The sequence below is a fragment of the Paenibacillus sp. FSL R10-2796 genome (assembly GCF_037965315.1).
In the GTDB taxonomy this organism is placed as follows: Bacteria; Bacillota; Bacilli; order Paenibacillales; family Paenibacillaceae; genus Paenibacillus_AQ; species Paenibacillus_AQ odorifer.
Genome location: NZ_CP150178.1, coordinates 3,308,102 through 3,328,457, shown reverse-complemented (window position 1 = coordinate 3,328,457; position 20,356 = coordinate 3,308,102). Strand labels below are relative to the sequence as shown.

Sequence of the window (20,356 nt, the reverse complement as noted above, 5' to 3'; positions counted from 1 at the left end):
CGTTAGTCATTGTTACTGAAGAACAACAACATCTCCAACCTTCAACCCAGAGAGAACCTCTGTTTTGTCCGTAGTTTCCAGACCCACTTCGATGTCTTTTCGTTCATATTGCCCGTCCCCTTTATCCAGCATAACGTAGGAGAGGTCTCCTTCATGCATTACAGCTATGCTGGATACAACGGTGGCATTTTCTTTGCGAACTGTTTCAATTTCTCCGTTTAAGCTTAAGCCACCGATCAAATGCTCGTCAGGCTGCAGCGTGATAACCACTTCGAATTGAGGAACCGAACTGGCAGTAGCATTCTGACCTGAAGCTGTCTTTGCAAATTTCGCCACCTTCTTAACTTCTCCAGATAACTTCAAATCTTTTATAGCTGTCATTTTTACGTCGACCTTCATGCCTGTCTTTATACGGAAGACGTCTTGTTCACCTACAAGAGCAATGAATTCTAGCTTGTTCATATCTACTATTTTTCCGATATATTGATTATCTGTCACTGTTTGCGGAATTTCGCTTGCACTGTCAAATAAGAAAATGCCGGTTGCCGGAGCATAATAAAGTGCTGTTTTGAGTTTGGCTTTTTTCTCTGTTAATTCGCGTGCTTGTATTTCGGCATTGACCTGATTAAGCTCGTCCCCTAGCCGTGTTGCTTCTTGGGCTGTGAGTGCTTTAATCCGTTCTGCTTCAGTTGCACCAAGGGCTGCATTCTCCTCGTCTTGCTGGCTCACAAATGCATTCAGCTCTGCTTCCAGCTTTGCTTTACGGATGGTCGCCTCTTGTGTAGCAATCTCATTCTTCAAGGCTTCCTGATCGAGAGTAAACAGTAAATCACCTTTTTTGACCTGTCCACCGTTCTCAACCTTCCACTTTGTCACCTTTGAAGCATATGGAGCATAAACAAGCGTTTCTTTCTCATAATTAGAATTACCTTTAACCTGTATGGAATTGGTAATGGTCTCCTGTGTGACCTCAAAAGTTATGGCTTGTGGGGGTTCAACAGGCTCTAACTGCGCTTCAGGCTTATACATCTTACTATATAGAAAATAACCTGCTGCAATTATAATCAGTACCAATACAATCCACTTGATTCTCCTCTTCATCACTTTGGCTTCCTTTCAACTTAAAAATAGCTAATCCCGTTTAATCGCCGTGAGTGCATTCGTTCTGGATGCACTGATCGCCGGATAAATACCCGATAATACCCCTGTCATTACCGCAAATGCGATCCCTACCGGAAGAGTCATCAGAGGAATATAAATCACCAAAGGCTCGCCTCCACCCATTCCTGAAGAGTTACCGATGAGCTTATTAATTCCTAATACAATCAAGTATGAAAAGGCTATGCCGAGCAATCCGCCCAACATCCCGAGCAATGCCGCTTCTGTAATGAACATATTGCGGATCTGGCCCATATTGGCGCCTAACACTTTCATAATACCGATCTGCCGTCGTCGTTGATGAGTGGACATAGTCATCGCAACGATAATGGAGATCGAAGCAATAATCAGAATAAATACACCTATACCGAGAGCTGCTTTCTTGACCATGCTGAAGGTATCAGCGAGTGCCTCTTTTTGATACAAATTTGTGCTTGTTGTTAAGGTAAGTTTCTGAATAAGCTTCTCTAGTTCCACGATATTCTCAGTGCTGTCTACCTTTACAATCGCTGAGTTATAGACACCCTTTTGCCCAGCGGTTCCACTCGATAGCTTCATTTGTTCTACAAGCCGCTCGCCAGTCTCTAGTGACACATAGATCTTCTTGTCGTACATAGCCATATCCTCGCTCGTTCCACTCGGGTTGTCGAGGATTCCCACCACTTGAATCGGTGAGCTAACTAACATCCCTCCGGTTTGAGAGGCGGGATCAAAAGACTGTAATTGAACCTGTTGCTTGTACATATCTGTTGGAAGCATGCTTAAGCTGTTGTACTGTTCCATCAACTTATTGTTATATGGATCTGTACTCAGTTGTTCAAAAAGACGCTGCCGAGTTTCGTTATCAATCAGTCCAACGGTTGCACCATAGTTCAGTACAGCCATTCCTACCAAATCAGAAGCTCCGCCTTGTTTGAATTTCTTATCATATTTCGTTAACAAGCGTAGATCCGTTCCAATAAGCTGTACATCTGTTATTTTATTATCGATAGTCAACATCTGTATGTACCCTAGCTCTTGAAAGGGTGCTGCTGCAGTTACATGCCGCAAGCCTTTAATAATCTCCAGCTTTTGTGCTGTCAGCCTGCCGGGATCAAGCTTTTCATTGGCCGCAGACGATCCGCTGCCACCGCTGCCTCCTCCTTGGGAGGGTATACCTCCGTTGGGAGACACCGTAATTTCATCCATTTTGAAATTGCGGTTGATTTCCCGCTCCGTGTAGCTCTGTGCGGAGTCTCCTATACTTAATGCAACTATGATTGCAGCACATCCAATGGATATGCCAGCCATACAAAGACCTGTGACAACTTTCCGCCGTTTGACCTGTTCCCAAGCCAAGCGGGAAATATCACTAATCCTCAATGAGTATACCCCCTTCGAGTTCAGTATTCGAAGAAGTTTGGTTTTCAGTAATCATATATCCGTCCCGAAGCGTGAATATCCGCTGCATTTGCTCCGCGACTTTTAGCTCGTGAGTTACAACTATGAAGGTAGTCTTCATCTTCTTGTTCAGGTTAAGCAGGATATTGATAATTTCTTCTTCTGTCTTCGAATCTAGGTTTCCGGTTGGTTCATCTGCAAAGATAACAGATGGTTCCGTAATCAAGGAGCGTGCAATACTAACACGCTGCTGCTGTCCGCCAGACAGCTGGGAAGGGAACAAGTCGGCTTTATCAGGAATGCCGACTCCTTCCAACAATTCTAAAGCTTTTTGTTTACGTATAGAGGGTGCAACGGATTGAAAAACCAGCGGCAGCTCTACATTTTCACGGACTGTCATGCTAGTAATCAGCTCATAAGCTTGAAAGATAAACCCGATATTTTTTCTGCGAAATTCCGATAGCTTATTCTCACTCATCTTCACGATATCTTGATCGGCAATATAAATATGGCCTTCCGTAGGTTTCATTAGTCCTGCCATCAGATTGAGCATCGTTGACTTACCGGAACCCGAGCTCCCCAGCAGTGCTACCATCTCCCCCTCTTTCACAGAAAAGTCAATTTGATGAAGCACTGCTGTAGTTTCATTACCGTTTTTATAAGAATGCGTTACATTTTCCACTCGCAACATTGGAGCTGCTCCTCTTCGTACAATAATAGATATGAAATGCTATTTCTCAGTTACAACTGCTCTATCAATCTTGATGTTATAAGCTTGACTAGCCAGCTCGATCCGTTCACCTTGGAATTCATCGTACAGCGTGATCCGGTAGGTTCCTCCTGACAAATTCTTATACATATTATTGCTAAAGCTTGCTGTATACGAGTTGTTGGTCCCTTCAAGAATATCGGTGCCAATGTTCAAGCTTCGTTCCTGAGATAGACCATATGGATCCGTCATTTTGAGGACCAGCTTATGCGTGAAGGTTCCCATATCATAGCTGCTGTCACGAAGAAGATTGTAATTCATAACTATATTTATAGAGTCACTGCCTTGTAGTGAGCGCCCTTCCGAACTTAGAACGGACATGGTATACGGATAAATAGCCACCTTCGTCAAGTTCTTCTCTGGTGGTGTGATGACCGGATTTAATGACAGTGATGCCATATTAATAAATCCAGTGGATTCCTGACCGGGTTCCGTCAGCTTATTCCCAGTAATCCCTGGCCCAAGGAACAGGCTTACATCAGAAGCATTAACAGCCTTGGGAACCTTAGCCCAAAAGGTGATTAATTGCTTACCGCCTGGAGTAGCAGACGTATCCGGCTGATTAGCAGTAGCTTCGAATAGCTGACCATCTCCCGTTTTGTAATAAGCTTGGAGGCGAGCCATTTTGCTTTGTCTTTTCTCTTCACTGCTCAGAAGCAGCTCTGTGTATACGAGATTGGAGTTAAGTCCTTCATAAATAATGGTTTTGTTCTCTTGCACTTTTGCGTTCTTGCCTTTACCAGAGATAACATAACTTCCTCCAGTTTCAATAGAAGCTACAGCGTTCATCATGCTGTTCGTAGTAACTGACAGGAACGAGCTTTTCTCTTCTTTTACCATAGAATAAAGATTTAATTTTAATTTATCGAACTCTTGTGTATAAGGAATTTTGGCAAACACATAGATTTCAGCGTTTTTACCGGGCCCAATCGTTGAAGTTTCCTTATCCATAAACAATTCCGTTGAAGATGTCATGTCCTCATTGTCTACCTGAACAGCTCCCTTTAATTCCGGCAGAGACAAGGCAACCGATTGGGTATTCGTAATATTTAATCTGGCAACAACGATATCATCGTCTTTCCATGGAAAACGCTGCAAGGAAACTAAACTATAAGTGAACGTCCCATATTCATTTGTTGCTCTATATTCCATACCTTTCTGTATCTCAGGACGCAAGGTATAGGAGATCGTAAAGTAAGCAACCGGAACCGTTAGTTTAGCTGTGTTGCTCGTAGCGACATTGGTTCCACCAGTGCTTCCAGTTGCTACACCTTCTCCAGTAGTTCCCGTTTCACTATTATCTGGAGCAGAAACAGCCTCAATCATCTGCAATTGCAGTGAATTCTGTTCTACCTCAAGGGGTACCTGTGCGGTAAGCGGGATGATTTTTTCCTCCAGAGGCTTTATGGTTAATCCGCTCAAGCCCTTAGAATTGATCGGAAAGGTTGTCCCCGTTGAGGATTTGACGGCAAGCTCATAAGAAGGTAACGTAACGGCTGTCTTTCCTGTATTCTTCACTCGCAGCTGAAAAGTCCAGAATCCCTTGTTGTTCTCTGCGTATACGGTTGCGTTATTTAATTGGGTTTCAACCGTATTGTTATTGATGGTAATTTTCTTGATTACACCTTTGCCAACTACCAGATTTGGTGTAGTCGCCGCAGGCAGCTTGTACGAAGATTTGGCAATCTCCAGCTTCAGCGCCTCATCCTTTTGGGTGAATTGCAGTTTCATATTCTCCGTCTTCATATACGAAGGAATTTCTGTAAGATAATAAATGGTTTTTTTCTCTTGGGGCTGAATTTTATAACTAAGCTGAGAACGGTCAAGGGCTAATTCATACGAGCTTCCCCCTGCCGAGACCAAATATGCTGCGTAACCAGGATCACTTAATACTTTGCTGCCTTTATTGGTCAAGCTTATGCCCACCTTGGCATAAACCTTTCCGCTGTATTTGTAGAGCTCCAAGGATTCACTTTTAGCAATAACCGGAATGTCATTCATTGTAGTGCTTACATTTTTTCCGTTTACAGCGGTTGGCGAATAGTTGGCGGGTATATTAAAAGTTCCTACTTGCTTGAGATACCCCTTGGTTTTGGAATCCCAAACGTACATTGGAATCTTGATACCTTTTAACGAATTTACCTGGCCAACATTAACATAATATGTAACGCGCAAGCTTTCGTTAGAACCCACTTTTTTCTTAGTAGCGTCCGCACTTAGTGGATTCCCTGGAATAACAGAGCCGCCAGAGGTCATAACTCTCGAAAAATAATACAGTAGGCTAGCACTTTTGTTGCTGCCATTCGAATAGTTAATTGTATAAGTTAAAATATTGCCTCCAGGCTGTGACCAAATATTCACATCTTCCAGTGTAGCTTTGATATTAGCTCCTAAAGAAACGGAACCCAGATTACTAGGAGCTGTTACAGTTGCAGCAGCTACCGCCGATTTTGGCTGAACAGAACTAACTGCAGCAGCCGAAGCGGTATGCCCTGTCAACTGGCTTATGACAAAGGTGCTTAAGAGTAAAACAACATATGTACTGCTATGCTTTCTCATTGACTTCCCTCCACGAGTATTTTACTAGAATTATTATAGTGGTTAGCACAGATCCAATTGTATCCATGTTGTAACTCTTACAGATCTTTTGTAACCTATTTGTTCCAATTTGCATATATTCTGAAAATGATTCTATAATTTCAGTTGATTTTTCAAAGCTGCAATATCAGAAGCGGCAGGCTCATCTTCTCCGTATCTAACTTTTTCATATATTTCAATCAATTGATCTGCTGCTAAAGAATCATCATCACCCTTACGTTTATGCTTGCTACGATCTCCCCATAGCAAAACATCCCTTTTTGTTTCCTGCGGCGTAAGATAACTTTTCATTTCATAACCGTTATCGCGCTTTATATTAAGCCACCGCCGATAAAGCCAACGGACACGTTCCTGCTCGCCATTCATCTGATCCCAGCGATCCTTACGATGTTTTGAAGGAAGACGAGAGCTCCAGAAATCCTTTAACCCTCGAACGGTTTGTTCCCAAGTAAAGACGCTTTTCTCCTCGTCAAGATATGCTGTATTATTCTTAGGGGTATGTTCCCTACGTAACATCGATAACAATGCATCTATGACTTTCCGCCACTTTTCTCCAGCATTTCTGTACAACCAGCGAAGTGCATAATAGGCTGCAAACCCCAATAATACCGCCGCCAAAATATAAAACCCGTATTCTAGTATAATAGCTAGCCAGCCACGCTTTTGCTCGCCAACAGGTGGTAACATCGGAGTTGCTGGCGGCAATTCTGCTGGCGGAGGCTCTGGTTCTTTTGTGCCAGAAAATAACTGATTAATAAAATTGAAAAATGAGCGTAAGAGTCTCCATACCAATGATCCTATAGCTTTACCGACACCTGCCGCTAGTACAGCTGCAATAACTCCAATCACAATGACATATATACGATTATTCCGTTGTATCCCTTTGGGCAGCGTTTCATTCTCTTCAGTAAGTGCGCTGTATCGTATATAGCTGCTATTAGAAATAAGTAAAGTCAGTATTAAATACAGACTGCCACACCAGGTCAATAACGGCACACTTGGCTCCAATTCAGGAACTCTATGAAACGCTATAGTTGCCACAAAATAGATTATTATACCTATCCAAAACATTCTGAATCTATTATTTCTAGAGTCTACCGTCATCCCTAAGAATGTACATATAATTCCAGCCACACCTAAGGGAAGGCTTTCGATGGATAAACTCCCTGAAGCCACACCTAATAATGCCCCGAGGATTAAGGCGGCAAGTAATTGCTTCCATCTTACATTGCAAAAATTGCGCAAAAGAATGCCTGCTAAAGCTAGTATAGGCAGCGCAATCAACCATATTTGTTCATCTTGTTGGGGCAACAAATATATCTGAAATAGAACCCAAACCGGTAGAAATAGCAACAATTCAATAATAGACCACAACCAGAGTTTCACTGTTTCCCTTACATAGCCAGACAACGTAAGCTTCATGCGCTCTCTCTCCCTTGTTCCGGAATATCCAGCCATTCCACACCATTGCCTTGCTGCATTAGGAGATCCGTCGCCTTTTGCAATTCTGCTCCCCTATGGCAGCTTATGATTAGAAAATCTGTGTCACTAATTCCACTCTCAACCTGCAATTCCAATAGTCGACTCATAGGAAGTGTTCTATCCAGCTTCAGCCTTGCCAGGAGCTCTAACATATCTTCGAGCTGAGCCATCGGCTCTGCTTCAATTGGATCTCTTTCGCCAGCATCGTCCAATCTGCCATTACAGATTAATCCGGTCTCAATTCCATGCTGCATTGCGTATTCAGCTATAGTCGCTGCATATCTTATTCCTTGCTCGATTCGTTCCACATCAGTCACCGTTCTCCACATGGAATCACTGTCCTCTATATTCAGACAGATGACGAGCCGGGAATCAGCCGTGTAATCTTTTTTATGAACCTGCATAACACCAGTACGTGCTGTAGCCTTCCAGTTTACCAATCCCATAGAATCTCCTGAGCTATATTCACGAATGCCAGCAGTCAGAAAAGGATCTTCAACGATCCATCTTTTCACAGGAAGCTCACCCAGCCAGCTATGAATGGGCAATGGAAGCTCGTCTAGATTCAGCAGAACGGGATAGATCAACAACTCTAACTCGAGTGGATATGTTTTGTTTTTTCGAGTCAAACCAAATGGATCTCCCGTTGTCATAGTCACGGATTCCAAACGATATAAACCACGGCGCTCACATGTCACTTGATGCCGTCTTTTAATATGACGATAAGATTTTAAATAGAATAAACTAATATGATTCTGAGAGATTTCTCCTGTACTAATCCCAAGATTATCCTGACTTCCAAATTCCAGACCTCTCGCAATACTAGACTCCAATCGGAGCCACGGCAAAGGAAGAAGCTTCGCATTAATGATCTCCTCGATCATCTCAATACGTTCTCCTTCATAAGCAGTCTTACTTGAAAAATAACGAGAATAACTAAGCGCTTTCAGACCATTCCGTTTATAAATGTCAGCAAGAAGTAACACCAACGCCACTGTAATGAAAATGAACCAAGGCAAAGCCATAGGTCATTCCACCTTTCCGCCTCTTAAGGACGTCACGGGTTCAGCAGGCACCTCAACTTCACGAAGCACTTGCAATACAATATCCGCGGCTTGTCCCTCTCTTGAGCCTAATCCCCGATGAAGCAGCAGACGATGTGCAAGCACGGAAACAGCCACGGCTTTGATATCATCCGGTGTTACATAGGATCTGCCTTGAATAAGTGCATATCCCTGAGCTGATCTAAGCAACGCGCCACTGGCACGTGGACTCGCACCCAGTTTTACTGCCGTAGATTTGCGGGTAGCTTCCGTTATCCGTACGATATAACCTAATAAATCATCACTGATACTTACCGATGCGGCTAAACGCTGTGCGGCTTGAATATCTTGTGCCGTTGCTACAGGAAAAGACTCTTCGAGCGGATTATTCTCACGAAAACGCTGCAAAATATGTATCCCTTCATCAAAGGTAGGATAACCCGTAGTAATCCGCATCAAAAATCGATCTAATTGAGCCTCAGGCAGTGGGAAGGTCCCTTGGTTGTCTATCGGATTCTGAGTAGCAATGACAAGAAACGGTGCTTCTAATCCGTGCGTTACCCCATCGATAGTAATTTGCCGTTCCTCCATACACTCCAGTAGGCTGGATTGGGTTCTAGGTGTTGCACGATTAATTTCGTCAGCCAGCAGTATATTAGCAAATACCGGACCCGGTCTGAACTGAAACTCTCCCGTCTTCTGATTGTAATAGTTGATCCCGCTTAAATCGGAAGGCAATAAATCCGGCGTAAATTGTATGCGCTTAAATGAACAATCCAATGATTTGGCAAGCACCTTTGCCAGCAAGGTTTTACCCGTACCAGGTACATCTTCCAGCAAGACATGTCCATTCGCAAGTAATGCGGTCAGCAGCAGGTCTACTCCCTCCTCTTTTCCTACAATGACTTTGGCAAGATTGCCCCTAATAGATTTGATAAGTTCAGCTACTTCTTGAAGATTCATGTGAATACACCATCCAATCTGAGGATAATTATGTAATAAGTGCTTTAATCATAACAGAAAGCGTACCCGATTTATAATTCACAAAAAAAGGCACTGCCCATAATTAGACAGCACCCGTCTTCCATTCGATTTTCATTTCGCAGTCTTATGCCGATATCGAAAGAAGGCTACAATCCCATAATAGATGGGTATGCTTTCAACGATTAGCCAAATGATCACAATGGCAAAGCTTTTGTAGTGTTCGTAATATCTGCCGACGTCGCGTGAATATAAGTATGCTATTGTCACTGAAACCAGTGTTAAAAGGGGAACGTAAATTTTTTTACTATTAGTATTAAATAAACTTGCTACACATTTTGAAGCTATATAGATAAGGAAAGCGCTGTGAATAAACATCGAAGACGACCATATTCCAATCAAAAGCGGGTCTGTATTACCTAATAAATTATCTTCTTTCGAACTACGCACCATCTCGAGAAAAGGATATTGGAGTTGCTGGCCTAAATGTGGACCAAAACTCATCATTGTCAATAACCATCCTATTAAGACCGTAATTGAAACATAGAACTGCGCAAATACTAATCTTTTCATCATTTTCGCTTCAATTTTTAAATCAGGTGCAATGAACAAAAGGACAATCCATTCTCCAAACCATGACATGACCACAATAGAATCTTTCAGGGCGATTCCAGGATCATGATAATGAAAGAAAGCAGGTACCATATTAAAGTCCGCGTTTGGAAGGAATAAATTAAATAAAATGATCACGGTAATAAAGAAAATAATAAATAATCCATCGGCCATATATGTAATTGTTGCAAATCCTAGACTTGCCGTGTACATGATTACGAGACCAACGACACACTGGATAAATAGAGGTGGAGTTCCTCTTAAATAATTCGAGCCGAAAAATAGTACGAAATTCTCTATATCGAAAGAAACATAATAAACACACCAGCATAGTAGGAGCAGAATCATAAATTTATGTGGCCATTTGCCAATGATCTCTTTTCCAAAGTGAACCCAAGCTTGATTAGGTCGCAGCTTACCAACATAGATTGTAAACCACAATAATATCAATCCTAATAAGGAGCCAACGATTAATGCAATCCAGCCTTGATAAGAGGAAGTAGCAATAATAGCTGGTATCAAAAAAATGGTGGTTTGTGAGCTAAAAAAAATGGTGATAAACCGGAACAGCTGCCACTTTGTTGTACGCATAACTTCTCCTTCCTCAGTTCTTTATTTTGCTGTTCCAAAATCCACAATCCGAAAGTCCGTCTTCACCTTAATATCTGCCTCATGAGCGTAGTAATTATCCCAACGTTCTCTTAATTGCTTCCAAAGTTTCGGATCATTCCATTCCAGCAACATGCCCAGCTGTAGAACATCCGCACCTGCTTTTTGGGATAAATGTATAGCTTCGGTCAGATTAGCAGTTACTTTATCGCTTAGTTTCTCTGTAATGATATTACTGATCTCTTCTAGATTTCTTTTCTTAGGATCCCTTAAATAAATCACACTAGCTTTTCCCTTTAATTTCACTGTAAAAACTGGACCCTTATCCGTTATTTTTACTTTTTTCGAAGATTTGGCGCTAACAAATACAACACTTGCTGCACTTTCTCCACCATCCCAGGTAACAGAATAAACCGACAGCTTAAGCTTGCCTGCGGCCCATGCCAATGCCCTCCCCTCTTTAAGCTTTAGTATTCCCTTCATTTTCTCATTCTGAAACAACATAGCTCCTTGAATGCCTGCCCAATATTGTGGTTTACCTTCTTTTGTAGTTTCTTCTTTTTTACCAAATGAAAGATTATTTATAGCAAATCCAACGCCCGAAGCCTCAGCGAATATGCAGTCCTTAATTGTAGTCGAAAACATGTATTTTTCTGTTCCAAAGCTCCTCAGTACATCAGAAGGCAATTGTTCATAGATAGGTGTTAATGTATTCATCTCTTTTGCACTGCCGGGACTAGCCATGACATAGGTTCCAAGGGGGAGACTTGGCTCTCTTCTAATCCATAATAGGAGTTCACCAATCCCTTGTTCTGCATAAGCTTTCCCTAAGACAATTATTTTCAATTGGGAAAGACTAAGTTGACGTGTCAGATCTTTCTGAACTAGTAACATGGCGTCTGCGATCGTATCTGCGGTCTTAGAAACTGTAGAATAACTATTCCCATCACCGCCACCACTTGAAGGCTGGCTTCCCGAGTTTAGACGATTGGGCAAAGGAGAGTTAATCGTAATTTCAACGGTGCCTGCTTCTTTGCCTACATCTATAAATAAGCCGTACACAAAGGTTAATTCGTCCAGTTCCACCTTTGAAGACCAACAGCCTGTTAAATTTAGGAGTAGAAGTATAACAACTCCTATCTTTAGAGTTCTCATTTTTGATTCTGTCTCCTTAGATTCCTGTTGCTATAAAGTTTGCTGCGTTTCTTCATATAGTTAGAGGGAAAGCGAGATAATGTGTCCTTCCAATCTTCTAACACCAAAGGGGCAACGGGTTGTAAATATGGTGATCCTAACGGTCTAAGATTAGCTAAATGCCCGTAAATCAAAAAAGCTGTAATATATACCCCGAGCAAACCCATTGTTCCCCCCATAATCAATAAAGGGAAACGAAGTAAGCGAAAAGTCAGACCGAGCTCATAATGGGGAATAATGTAGGTGGCAATACCGGTAATGGAAACAACAATAACCATAGGAGCGGATACAATTCCCGCTTGCACCGCAGCCTGACCGATGACTATACCGCCAATAATTGAAACGGTCTGGCCTACAGGCTTTGGTATTCGGGTTCCAGCTTCTCTAAGGGCTTCGAAGGTAAGCTCCATAATCAAAGCCTCAGTCAATGCTGAGAAAGGAATGTTCTCTCTGGCAGATGCTATCGTAATTAACAGGTTTGAGGGAATGATCTGAGGATGAAAGGTTGTAATCGCAACATAAAGCGATGGAAGAATCATCGATATGATGGAGAACACAAATCGAACGATTCGAATCCAGCTTGCGGCATAGAAGCTTTGATAATAATCCTCAGAGGATTGTAGCATTGTAAAAAAAGAGGTAGGTGCAATCATTGCAGTGGGTGTGCCATCCTGTAATATTCCGATCCGGCCTTCCATTAAAGAAGCTGCCACCGAGTCGGGGCGTTCTGTATATTGAAATACCGGAAATGGTGTCAAGTTCCCCTTCCGTAATTGTTCCGATATATAACTAATGCCCAATATGCCATCAATATCTATTTCATTTAGTTGCTTTTCAATTTCAGCAAGAACTTCTTTTTTATAAAGTCCTTCAATATATACAACATACACATCAGTTTTGGTATATTTACCAATCGTATAATGAATAGTCTTTAGATCCGGATGTTTAATTTTGTGTCGGAGCAGGGACAGATTTGTTTCAATATCTTCAATAAATGCTTCCTGTGGTCCAATCACCACAAGTTCATTTTGTGATTCCGTAACCGATCTTTTCTGATATTGCGTGATCTCAAAATAATAAACATAAGGAAGCTCTTCAAAATAAAGCACTACTTTTCCAGCGACAATCAAATCCACAGCCTTGTTTATGTCAAACTCCTTAAGATACGGGATGGGAAAAACAGCTCCTCGATCCAATCGTTCTAAAAAATCCGGCCATTTGTGCTCTGAATTTGCTTCATTTCTTAGCGGCAATGCAATATCTTTATGAAGACTCAGGGAATTTACGATGAATGGGATATAGATCAAGTCACAGGAATGCCCATGAAGGCGAATGTTTTGAAAAACTGCATCACTAGATCCTTCCAGTTGTTCTTTTATTGTTTCAATAATTCCAGACATCTGCAGACTACCCCCAAAATTGTGACTTGTTAATCTGGCTTAGTTTGCCAACGTGATGGAAGGTTTATACTTAAAACAAACCAAATAGGCACAAATCCGGTATAGTACCGGACTCATGCCCATCAAAATATCGAATAAAATGACCTATCTAATCCTACAGAGTCAATTAAATAAGGAGCTCAAACCCCTAGCTTTCAAATCACGGAAAAGTTGCACCAATATTAGTTCCGCTAGGTGTTCCAGATCCGATTAGATCGCTACCCCCAGTTAATTTGAGGAAACTGCCCAGACTAAAAGAACCATCTGCATTTCGCACCACTGAAGGTGTAAGACTTACAAAATCAGCGGTACTGGCCACCAAACCCTTGGCATTGGTACTTGCATTACTTTTCCACCACACATTAGTACTTAGAATATCGGTTCCACTTGTTTTGTCACTCGATCCTCCAGCAAAAGACAAGTTGTTCGTAAATTGGTGAGTACCGGCATCAAAAGCAAAGTTACTCTGTCCGTTACTCCAAGAAGTATTATTTGTTAGTTGAATGGAACCTGGATTACTATTGTAAGTGAATCCGTGTTTTTTATTTTGAAATGCTATGCTATTCAGCACAATATGGTTTACTGCAATTTTTTCACCACCTAGTTTGAATCCATTCCCATCACTGTTTGCCGTTGAATTTCCATCTGAGGTCTGTCCGTTCTTATAGGAGATACTATTCTTGATCGTCACCACTCCGATGGGGCCTGTTTCTGATTTACTGTAAAGATCCCAGCCGTCATCTGTATTCCATGCAGCTATACATTTATCGAATACGTTACCAGGACCTATGGTCAGCTTAGCAGCAAAACCATCAGCGTCTTCCCCGTTATCCGGATCATAATTATCATGAGAATACACTCCAATGATCTGATTATAGCTCGGCCATTGACTCATGCTGGTCAGTGATGAAGCATACCGGCTGATTTGCAGTCCCGAATCCCGATTATGGTGGGTTTCAACATTCTCAATAATGTTATAGTTCCCGCCAATAAAGATCCCATTGTCTCCTGAGCCTCTTATCTCTAATCCTTTTACCTTCCAGTAGTTACCGTATATCTGCAAACCACGTTGAGCTGGGTCAAATGGCTGGGCGTAAAAATCCAATATAGGCTTCTCAGTCCCATATGCAGCGATGTTCTTTCGTAAGTTAGAGCTTCCGCTATTATCTTGTCCAACAATTATTGTTGAAGAATACGTGTAAACCCCTCCACGCATATAGATGGTTTCCCCGGGGGCTACCTTCGTAATCGCTGAGGCCAGTGTGGTTGGACTACCAATTGTTCCTGCGTTGCTGTCCAGACCATTTGGAGCTACATAAATAGAGCCTGCAACTGGTGTTGCTGTTGGTGTTGCTGTTGGTGTGACGGTTGGAGCTACTGTCGCAGTGGGAGTTGCACTTGCTGTTGGAGTAGCCGTAGGAGCTACCGTTGGTGCAATTGTTGGAGCTATAGTAGGCGTTGGTGTCGGAGTGCCCGTTGTGATATCGGAGACATTGATATTGTCGAACTTCGCTGCTGTCTTATAAGCTACAAGTCCTATACCTCCTGCTGTCAAAATGTTATCGTGTGCATTTAGCTGTAAAACATCATTAACATACATTTTAAGCGAATCTCCACTAAGCTCTAGCCTAACTGTATAGGCAGTCCCTGTAGTTATAGGAAAATCAGTTTTACTAGCCAGTGTTGAACTTGAACCATTCACTTTTTTTCGTATTTCAAGCGTCCCACCATTACTGTTAGACAGAGATGCAGCATAATAGTTATTTCCGTCAACATAGCGCCCGCACACATAAATTCGATTAGTCCCATTGAAATCATCAATCTTCACATCAGCTTGAACGCTGTAATCTGTCCACGTGTTGCTACCGGAGAACGAACGTCCTTCGTTTTGACTGGATTGGTAATACACATGATTGCCACCTTCTTCAACTACAGACCAAGTTCCTGTTGTACTCGTCCAATTGTCGGCATTTCCATTCTCAAAATCATTACTGAAGATATTTGCTGCCTGTGCGGTAGGGTTACTCCATGCCAAATTACCTAGAACCAGTGAAGTTGTAAGCGTAACCATAATTCCGAATGAAAATCTTCTTTTTAGTTTCACGTGAACATCTTCCTCCTTGTTTTCTAATTTAAATAAAAACCGAGGGCATTCCTCCAATCTTATGTCATCTATAACTCCAGCCTAATCTCAACTATAATTAATATTTCGAGGTTGTACAGCTACTTTATACCCATATTATTACATTTATTTAAATTAATATAAAAAAACACCCTCGATCTTACTCGAGAGTGCCTTTATCTTTACCCTTAGCTTTGAATTAACGGTTTCAAAACCTTCAGTGAAGCTTGCAATTGCTCCGAACATTGCTCATACATTTTTTTAGCTTTTTCATTATCTGTTGATAAACTGAACATTTCTAAATCAGCTTCACATTTTTTCAGCAAAGCATATAATTGAGGCTTATCCTGCGGCTGTGGGACTTTAAAGTTATCGGCATACAAATCGACAGTCAGCTCACCATAAGAATCAACTTGTCCAAGAAAAACATTCTCAACCGTAAAACCCATTTTCTCAAGGGCTCCATCCAGCCAGCTTCGCGTCAGGTTTAGGGTGTCTAATGGTTTGTCGAGCACTTTACCATCCATAATGACAACTTGCGACTCTTTCTCCGGGGCAACCTTTATACCCAATTGCTTAGGGGTTACCGGCTGATATTCACTCTTGAGTAAAACATTTATGGCTCCATCAGATTCCATAATCGCAAATTCCACTTCCGATATATTGAAAACGTCTTTTTTGCGTAATTCCTCCAGCAGTTCATCTGTGGTTAAACGTTCTTTTTTCATATGATCTTCGAGTATTTTTCCGTCCTTAATTAGTACGGTGGACTTGAAATCAATAAAGTCTCTTGCTTTTTTACTCTTCATCTGAAGGTATTCGATCCCTAAAGAACAAGCCACCCATACAATCAGTGCAATGAGCCCTAAATGCCATAACTTATCCGTATCCAAAGAAATGTAAGCGGCTAAGCTGCCGACGGTTATCCCCGTAATATACTCGAAGAACGAGAGCTGCGATACTTGTCTCTTTCCCAGTAATTTTGTTAAAAAGAAAAGTACAACCACAGCAAAGAGCGTTCGAACTACAACCTCCAACCACTCCGGCATTACAAATACCCTCCTTTTTGAATCAAAGCTTGTTTACTAACACTCATTATTTGTCAATAAAGCCGCATTCAATCCGGAATTTCACTACTTATTTATGGAAAATCATCTATTACTACAAGTATGAATTTTTTTCCTGCATAACGCTAGAAGCATTTGAGGACAATAGCATTCGTCATGCTAATAATCCAACACAGAGGAGAGAAACTCAATGACAGTAGCCTCACAAGTTAAAACATGTTTATCTTCTTTAAAAGGTGCTCAAGCCAGTCTTGAACAATTTGCACTAGAAACACAAAACGAGAGTGCAAAAACCTTGTTCACGAACGCAGCCGAGCAAACACAACAAATCGTAACTCAAGTGGAGAACCGGGTAACCGAATTGGAGTCCGAAGAGCCTCAATATAAAGGATTCTAATTAAAATTAAAGGGGTCTTAGGCTAGAAAAACTAGCTTTAAGACCCCTTTTCATCATGTACAACATTCGAACGAATGCCACGCTTGCCCTTATTAGCAGGAATTAGTATCTGAACAGAAGTGCCAATTCCAACACGGCTAAAAATGGTTACGCCGTACTCCGATCCATATTGCAGTTTAATCCGCTGATCCACATTACGGACCCCATAACCTGTATTCGTGTGGCCCTTTGGATCAAAAATTTGATCAATACGTTCCTGTCTCATGCCGATTCCATCATCAATGATACGGAACAGAATATTATTGCCCTCTTTACGCCCAACAATTCGTAAATGAATGTGATCACCACACCAGGCGTGCTTTAGCACGTTCTCAATAAATGGTTGTAGAATCAGTTTTATAGTCTCATAAGGCCAGATTTCTGTATCAAAATCAAACATAACTTCCAGACGATCACCGTATTTAATTTTCTGAATTTCTAAATAAGCGTTTGCCTGCTCAATTTCAGTCGGGACCGGAATCATGGTTCGTCCTTCATTAAGCGTCAGGCGATAAAACTTCGCTAATTCCAGCACCATCTGCTGCAGCTTCTCATTTTGACCAAACTTGGCTAATTGAATAATAGATGACAACGTATTATATAGAAAATGAGGATTGATTTGTGATTGCAGAATTTCAAGCTCTGCTTCCTTCTTCTGGAGCTGCGTCAAATATACCTCTTTAATCAACATATCGATATTTTCGCCCATATCATTTAATGCGGTTGCAATCTGAGAGAATTCATCCTTGCCTCGATAGGAAATACGCTTGTGAAGATCACCTTCCCGATAGGCATTCAGCACGTACACGAACTTATTAATCCGAATTGAAAAATATCGGGATATAAATATGCCGACAAAACTAAAAACTACACAACAGATGAGACACATCAAAATAATAAACAGTCGTACCTTCACTGCATCCTGTTCAAGAATCGTAATTGGAACTAGCGCGTTTAATTGCCAAGCTTGGTTAGAAACTGTAACTGTTTCACTAATCGTCAGGTAATCCTTATTAAGTTCGGCTTCGTTGGAATAGTGCTCTGGTAGTTCTCCCGATTGGTACATCGTTCTTCCGAACTCGTTTTTTAAAATTAGAATACTTCCTTTTCCTATCTTCGTATAATTCACACTATTGAACAGATCTGGAATGCCTACATTAATCCGCAGGAAGCCAATCTCCTTAGGTACGAGAGGGTCATATGTATCTATTAATCTACGTAGCAACGAGATACGATTATTTTCTACATCGCGCTCAATCTGCCACCATTTCATAGTCTCCGCATATTTCTCGGTTGGAAAATCATAATACCAGGATTTCCCTTCAATCCGGTTCATATGGTAAAGATGATAGAAGCTACTATTATCCAGATAGCCCTCTAGTGAATTCGAATAGATCTCAGGAATGGATTCATTCTTTAAAAATAGCGACATCCCAATCCTCATACCCGTTGATTGAATAGCTACGTCCAGCTTTGGAAGTACCTTCATAGACATCCGGTCATAATTCTCCCAGCCTTCTTCATAGCTTCGCAGATTCCGATAGAAATCATAATCACTATATAATTGCGTTGATATCCGGGTAACTTCCCCCATTTTATAATCAATATTATCGCGAATTTGCAACAACGTACCTTTAATATTCGAACTTGTATGCTCGCGTAATGAATCATTGTACATAGAGTGAGAGACAAAACCTATCACAGATACTGGGATAATAATGAAAAAAATATACGTCAGCATTAATTTATACCCTATCGGCACATACTTATGTTTACTTCTTGGTTGTTTCATGCAACATCATCCCCCATCACTTCTCCCGCTTACGATATTCCATAGGTGTCATACCATAGGCTTCTTTGAATTGTCTGCTGAAGTAAGGAAGATAACGGTAACCTACCTGGCTTGCGATTTCATAGATTTTACACTTCGGATCTTTCAAAAGCTTGCCGGCTTGTTCCATTCGCAGCTGAATGAGTACTTCGCTGAACGTTTTCCCAGTCTCCTCCTTAAATAGATATCCCAAATAGTTGGGTGAGAAAGAGAACTGCTGTGCAATATCCTTTAACGTAAAATTCTCGCTCATCTTATCCTTCATCATTTGCATAATTTCTCTAATCAGTTTATTGTTCACTGACTCTGTTTTACTGCGTAGGTACTCGGATATTTCAAACGTTTTGAGTACAAGCCAAGAGCGTATATCACTGATCGTATCGAATTGAAGCAAAATATCTAAACTATGTAACTCCATACCTAAGATTTCAAATAAATCCTCACTAACCTCTTTCAACTGCTGATCCAGCTTCCATATAATATACATGGCTAGATTATGAATCGTGAATTTAGATCTTAAACTACTCACGGATTTAAACAGCTTATCGATCTCGTCATAAATAAGGACTAACTCATATTCTTTCATCGCTTTAAAAAGCGTATCCATACGGGTATCCAACGTACGGGCATCAATCATTCCAGGTTCGCTGCTAACCGTTTCATACATAATAAGTTTGCCTTTGCCGAGAAACATCTTTCCGTCAACGGCTTCCATAGCTTGCCGATAGGAGGTGTGAACCTGGTCCATAGCAAATGTAGGCTTCCCTACACCTACGGTCATAGTGACAGGAAATTTTGTGCGAATCGACTCATAAATTTCTTCAATAAACCTCTCCATCTCCTGTTCGTTAATCAACAACGCGATTCGATAAGAAGATACCTTATAGCAATGTGGCATACCGTGCTTCTGAGCAATAGTATTCACTTCATACAGAAAGTCCTTGGACATTAGATGTTTAGTTAGATTATCCTGTTCTTGAAACCAATTGAAATAATCCAGCTCCAAAACCGCCACACGTATAGGCCACTCCAGCTTATCCAGACCGTAAGACTTCATAAGCTTCAACATTCCAGCTTGAGTGTCCCCCTCCCATTCCCCTTCAAATAAGCGAATCAACAAATCATTTTTGGCCATAGGAATCATATGCTGATAAGCTTCTTCCACGTCACGCCGTTTACTTTCATCATCTAAATCCTGCTTTACTTTCTGTAGTGCAGCAATAAGTTCCTTGTCATCCATTGGCTTAAGGACATAGCTATATGCTTTTAGTGAAAGCGCCTGTTTCACATAGCTGAAATCCTGGTAACCGCTTACAAAAATCACACGTATATCGTTTTTTTTCTCTATGGCAATCCGAGCCAGCTCTAGACCCGACATATTCGGCATATTCACATCACTAACTATAATATCAATAACATGCTGTTCTAAAATATCGCATGCCGTAAACGCGTTATTCGCTGCCTCCACGACCTGCATACCCAGTTCATTCCAAGGAATGAATTGTCTCATGCCTTCAAGATCAAGCATCTCATCGTCTACTAATAATACGTTGTACATCAACACAATCCCCCTTTGAAATGTTTTAATCCAACCAGCTGAATTCTACTAACCAATCTTTTTCAGTATACCATTCA

General features: G+C 41.3%; 15 protein-coding genes. 1 reads left to right on the top strand and 14 read right to left on the bottom strand.

Annotation, left to right across the window (positions count from 1 at the left end; genetic code table 11):
• Positions 1 to 12: 12 nt before the first annotated feature.
• From NST58_RS15205 to NST58_RS15150, 12 genes are all read right to left on the bottom strand, one after another.
• Positions 13 to 1,101 carry an efflux RND transporter periplasmic adaptor subunit gene (locus NST58_RS15205; RefSeq protein ID WP_076194292.1) on the bottom strand — a complete coding sequence of 363 codons (1,089 nt, stop codon included), beginning with the start codon at positions 1,099 to 1,101 and terminating at the stop codon, positions 13 to 15.
• A gap of 30 nt (positions 1,102 to 1,131) precedes the next feature.
• On the bottom strand, positions 1,132 to 2,520 hold the full coding sequence (locus NST58_RS15200; protein WP_175623537.1) for an ABC transporter permease: 1,389 nt from the start codon (positions 2,518 to 2,520) through the stop codon (positions 1,132 to 1,134).
• Complete coding sequence (locus tag NST58_RS15195) at positions 2,510 to 3,229, bottom strand: ABC transporter ATP-binding protein (protein WP_076129325.1); 720 nt, start codon at positions 3,227 to 3,229, stop codon at positions 2,510 to 2,512. The genes NST58_RS15200 and NST58_RS15195 overlap by 11 nt, the downstream gene beginning before the upstream one ends.
• Before the next feature lie 39 nt (positions 3,230 to 3,268).
• Positions 3,269 to 5,866: a hypothetical protein gene (locus NST58_RS15190; protein ID WP_339248611.1), complete on the bottom strand. Its 2,598-nt coding sequence runs from the start codon at positions 5,864 to 5,866 to the stop codon at positions 3,269 to 3,271.
• Positions 5,867 to 5,998: 132 nt separating this feature from the next.
• Positions 5,999 to 7,327: a hypothetical protein gene (locus tag NST58_RS15185; protein WP_076194294.1), complete on the bottom strand. Its 1,329-nt coding sequence runs from the start codon at positions 7,325 to 7,327 to the stop codon at positions 5,999 to 6,001.
• Complete coding sequence (locus tag NST58_RS15180; RefSeq protein ID WP_076129323.1) at positions 7,324 to 8,412, bottom strand: DUF58 domain-containing protein; 1,089 nt, start codon at positions 8,410 to 8,412, stop codon at positions 7,324 to 7,326. Before NST58_RS15180 ends, NST58_RS15185 begins: the two co-directional genes overlap by 4 nt.
• A 3-nt stretch (positions 8,413 to 8,415) precedes the next feature.
• Complete coding sequence (locus tag NST58_RS15175) at positions 8,416 to 9,393, bottom strand: MoxR family ATPase (RefSeq protein ID WP_076129322.1); 978 nt, start codon at positions 9,391 to 9,393, stop codon at positions 8,416 to 8,418.
• Positions 9,394 to 9,525: 132 nt separating this feature from the next.
• Positions 9,526 to 10,614: a GerAB/ArcD/ProY family transporter gene (locus tag NST58_RS15170; RefSeq protein WP_076129321.1), complete on the bottom strand. Its 1,089-nt coding sequence runs from the start codon at positions 10,612 to 10,614 to the stop codon at positions 9,526 to 9,528.
• 21 nt (positions 10,615 to 10,635) lie between these two features.
• Complete coding sequence (locus tag NST58_RS15165) at positions 10,636 to 11,787, bottom strand: Ger(x)C family spore germination protein (RefSeq protein ID WP_076129320.1); 1,152 nt, start codon at positions 11,785 to 11,787, stop codon at positions 10,636 to 10,638.
• Positions 11,784 to 13,226 carry a spore germination protein gene (locus NST58_RS15160; RefSeq protein WP_076217912.1) on the bottom strand — a complete coding sequence of 481 codons (1,443 nt, stop codon included), beginning with the start codon at positions 13,224 to 13,226 and terminating at the stop codon, positions 11,784 to 11,786. The genes NST58_RS15165 and NST58_RS15160 overlap by 4 nt, the downstream gene beginning before the upstream one ends.
• Positions 13,227 to 13,425: 199 nt before the next feature.
• Positions 13,426 to 14,715 (bottom strand): right-handed parallel beta-helix repeat-containing protein, encoded by a 1,290-nt coding sequence (locus NST58_RS15155; RefSeq protein WP_339248772.1) that lies wholly within the window; start codon positions 14,713 to 14,715, stop codon positions 13,426 to 13,428.
• Positions 14,716 to 15,575: 860 nt separating this feature from the next.
• A complete protein-coding gene (locus NST58_RS15150; protein WP_076129318.1) occupies positions 15,576 to 16,436 on the bottom strand; it encodes a DUF421 domain-containing protein in 861 nt (286 codons plus the stop codon).
• A 208-nt stretch (positions 16,437 to 16,644) separates the two neighbouring features.
• Between NST58_RS15150 and NST58_RS15145 the strand changes: the two genes are divergently transcribed.
• Positions 16,645 to 16,851 carry a DUF1657 domain-containing protein gene (locus tag NST58_RS15145; protein ID WP_036678243.1) on the top strand — a complete coding sequence of 69 codons (207 nt, stop codon included), beginning with the start codon at positions 16,645 to 16,647 and terminating at the stop codon, positions 16,849 to 16,851.
• Between the two features lie 37 nt (positions 16,852 to 16,888).
• Here NST58_RS15145 and NST58_RS15140 read toward each other — a convergent pair whose 3' ends face one another.
• Together NST58_RS15140 and NST58_RS15135 are read right to left on the bottom strand one after the other, a co-directional pair.
• On the bottom strand, positions 16,889 to 18,682 hold the full coding sequence (locus NST58_RS15140; RefSeq protein ID WP_339174007.1) for a sensor histidine kinase: 1,794 nt from the start codon (positions 18,680 to 18,682) through the stop codon (positions 16,889 to 16,891).
• Positions 18,683 to 18,698: 16 nt separating this feature from the next.
• On the bottom strand, positions 18,699 to 20,279 hold the full coding sequence (locus NST58_RS15135) for a response regulator (protein WP_076194307.1): 1,581 nt from the start codon (positions 20,277 to 20,279) through the stop codon (positions 18,699 to 18,701).
• Positions 20,280 to 20,356 lie beyond the last annotated feature (77 nt).

Excerpts from the sequence above, each read along its gene's own strand:
- NST58_RS15205 (WP_076194292.1), bottom strand. The coding sequence starts at position 1,101 with ATGAAGAGGAGAATCAAGTGGATTGTATTGGTACTGATTATAATTGCA.
- NST58_RS15195 (WP_076129325.1), bottom strand. The coding sequence starts at position 3,229 with ATGTTGCGAGTGGAAAATGTAACGCATTCTTATAAAAACGGTAATGAA.
- NST58_RS15190 (WP_339248611.1), bottom strand. The coding sequence starts at position 5,866 with ATGAGAAAGCATAGCAGTACATATGTTGTTTTACTCTTAAGCACCTTT.
- NST58_RS15185 (WP_076194294.1), bottom strand. The coding sequence starts at position 7,327 with ATGAAGCTTACGTTGTCTGGCTATGTAAGGGAAACAGTGAAACTCTGG.
- NST58_RS15180 (WP_076129323.1), bottom strand. The coding sequence starts at position 8,412 with ATGGCTTTGCCTTGGTTCATTTTCATTACAGTGGCGTTGGTGTTACTT.
- NST58_RS15175 (WP_076129322.1), bottom strand. The coding sequence starts at position 9,393 with ATGAATCTTCAAGAAGTAGCTGAACTTATCAAATCTATTAGGGGCAAT.
- NST58_RS15170 (WP_076129321.1), bottom strand. The coding sequence starts at position 10,614 with ATGCGTACAACAAAGTGGCAGCTGTTCCGGTTTATCACCATTTTTTTT.
- NST58_RS15165 (WP_076129320.1), bottom strand. The coding sequence starts at position 11,787 with ATGAGAACTCTAAAGATAGGAGTTGTTATACTTCTACTCCTAAATTTA.
- NST58_RS15160 (WP_076217912.1), bottom strand. The coding sequence starts at position 13,226 with ATGTCTGGAATTATTGAAACAATAAAAGAACAACTGGAAGGATCTAGT.
- NST58_RS15150 (WP_076129318.1), bottom strand. The coding sequence starts at position 16,436 with ATGCCGGAGTGGTTGGAGGTTGTAGTTCGAACGCTCTTTGCTGTGGTT.
- NST58_RS15145 (WP_036678243.1), top strand. The coding sequence starts at position 16,645 with ATGACAGTAGCCTCACAAGTTAAAACATGTTTATCTTCTTTAAAAGGT.
- NST58_RS15140 (WP_339174007.1), bottom strand. The coding sequence starts at position 18,682 with ATGAAACAACCAAGAAGTAAACATAAGTATGTGCCGATAGGGTATAAA.
- NST58_RS15135 (WP_076194307.1), bottom strand. The coding sequence starts at position 20,279 with ATGTACAACGTATTATTAGTAGACGATGAGATGCTTGATCTTGAAGGC.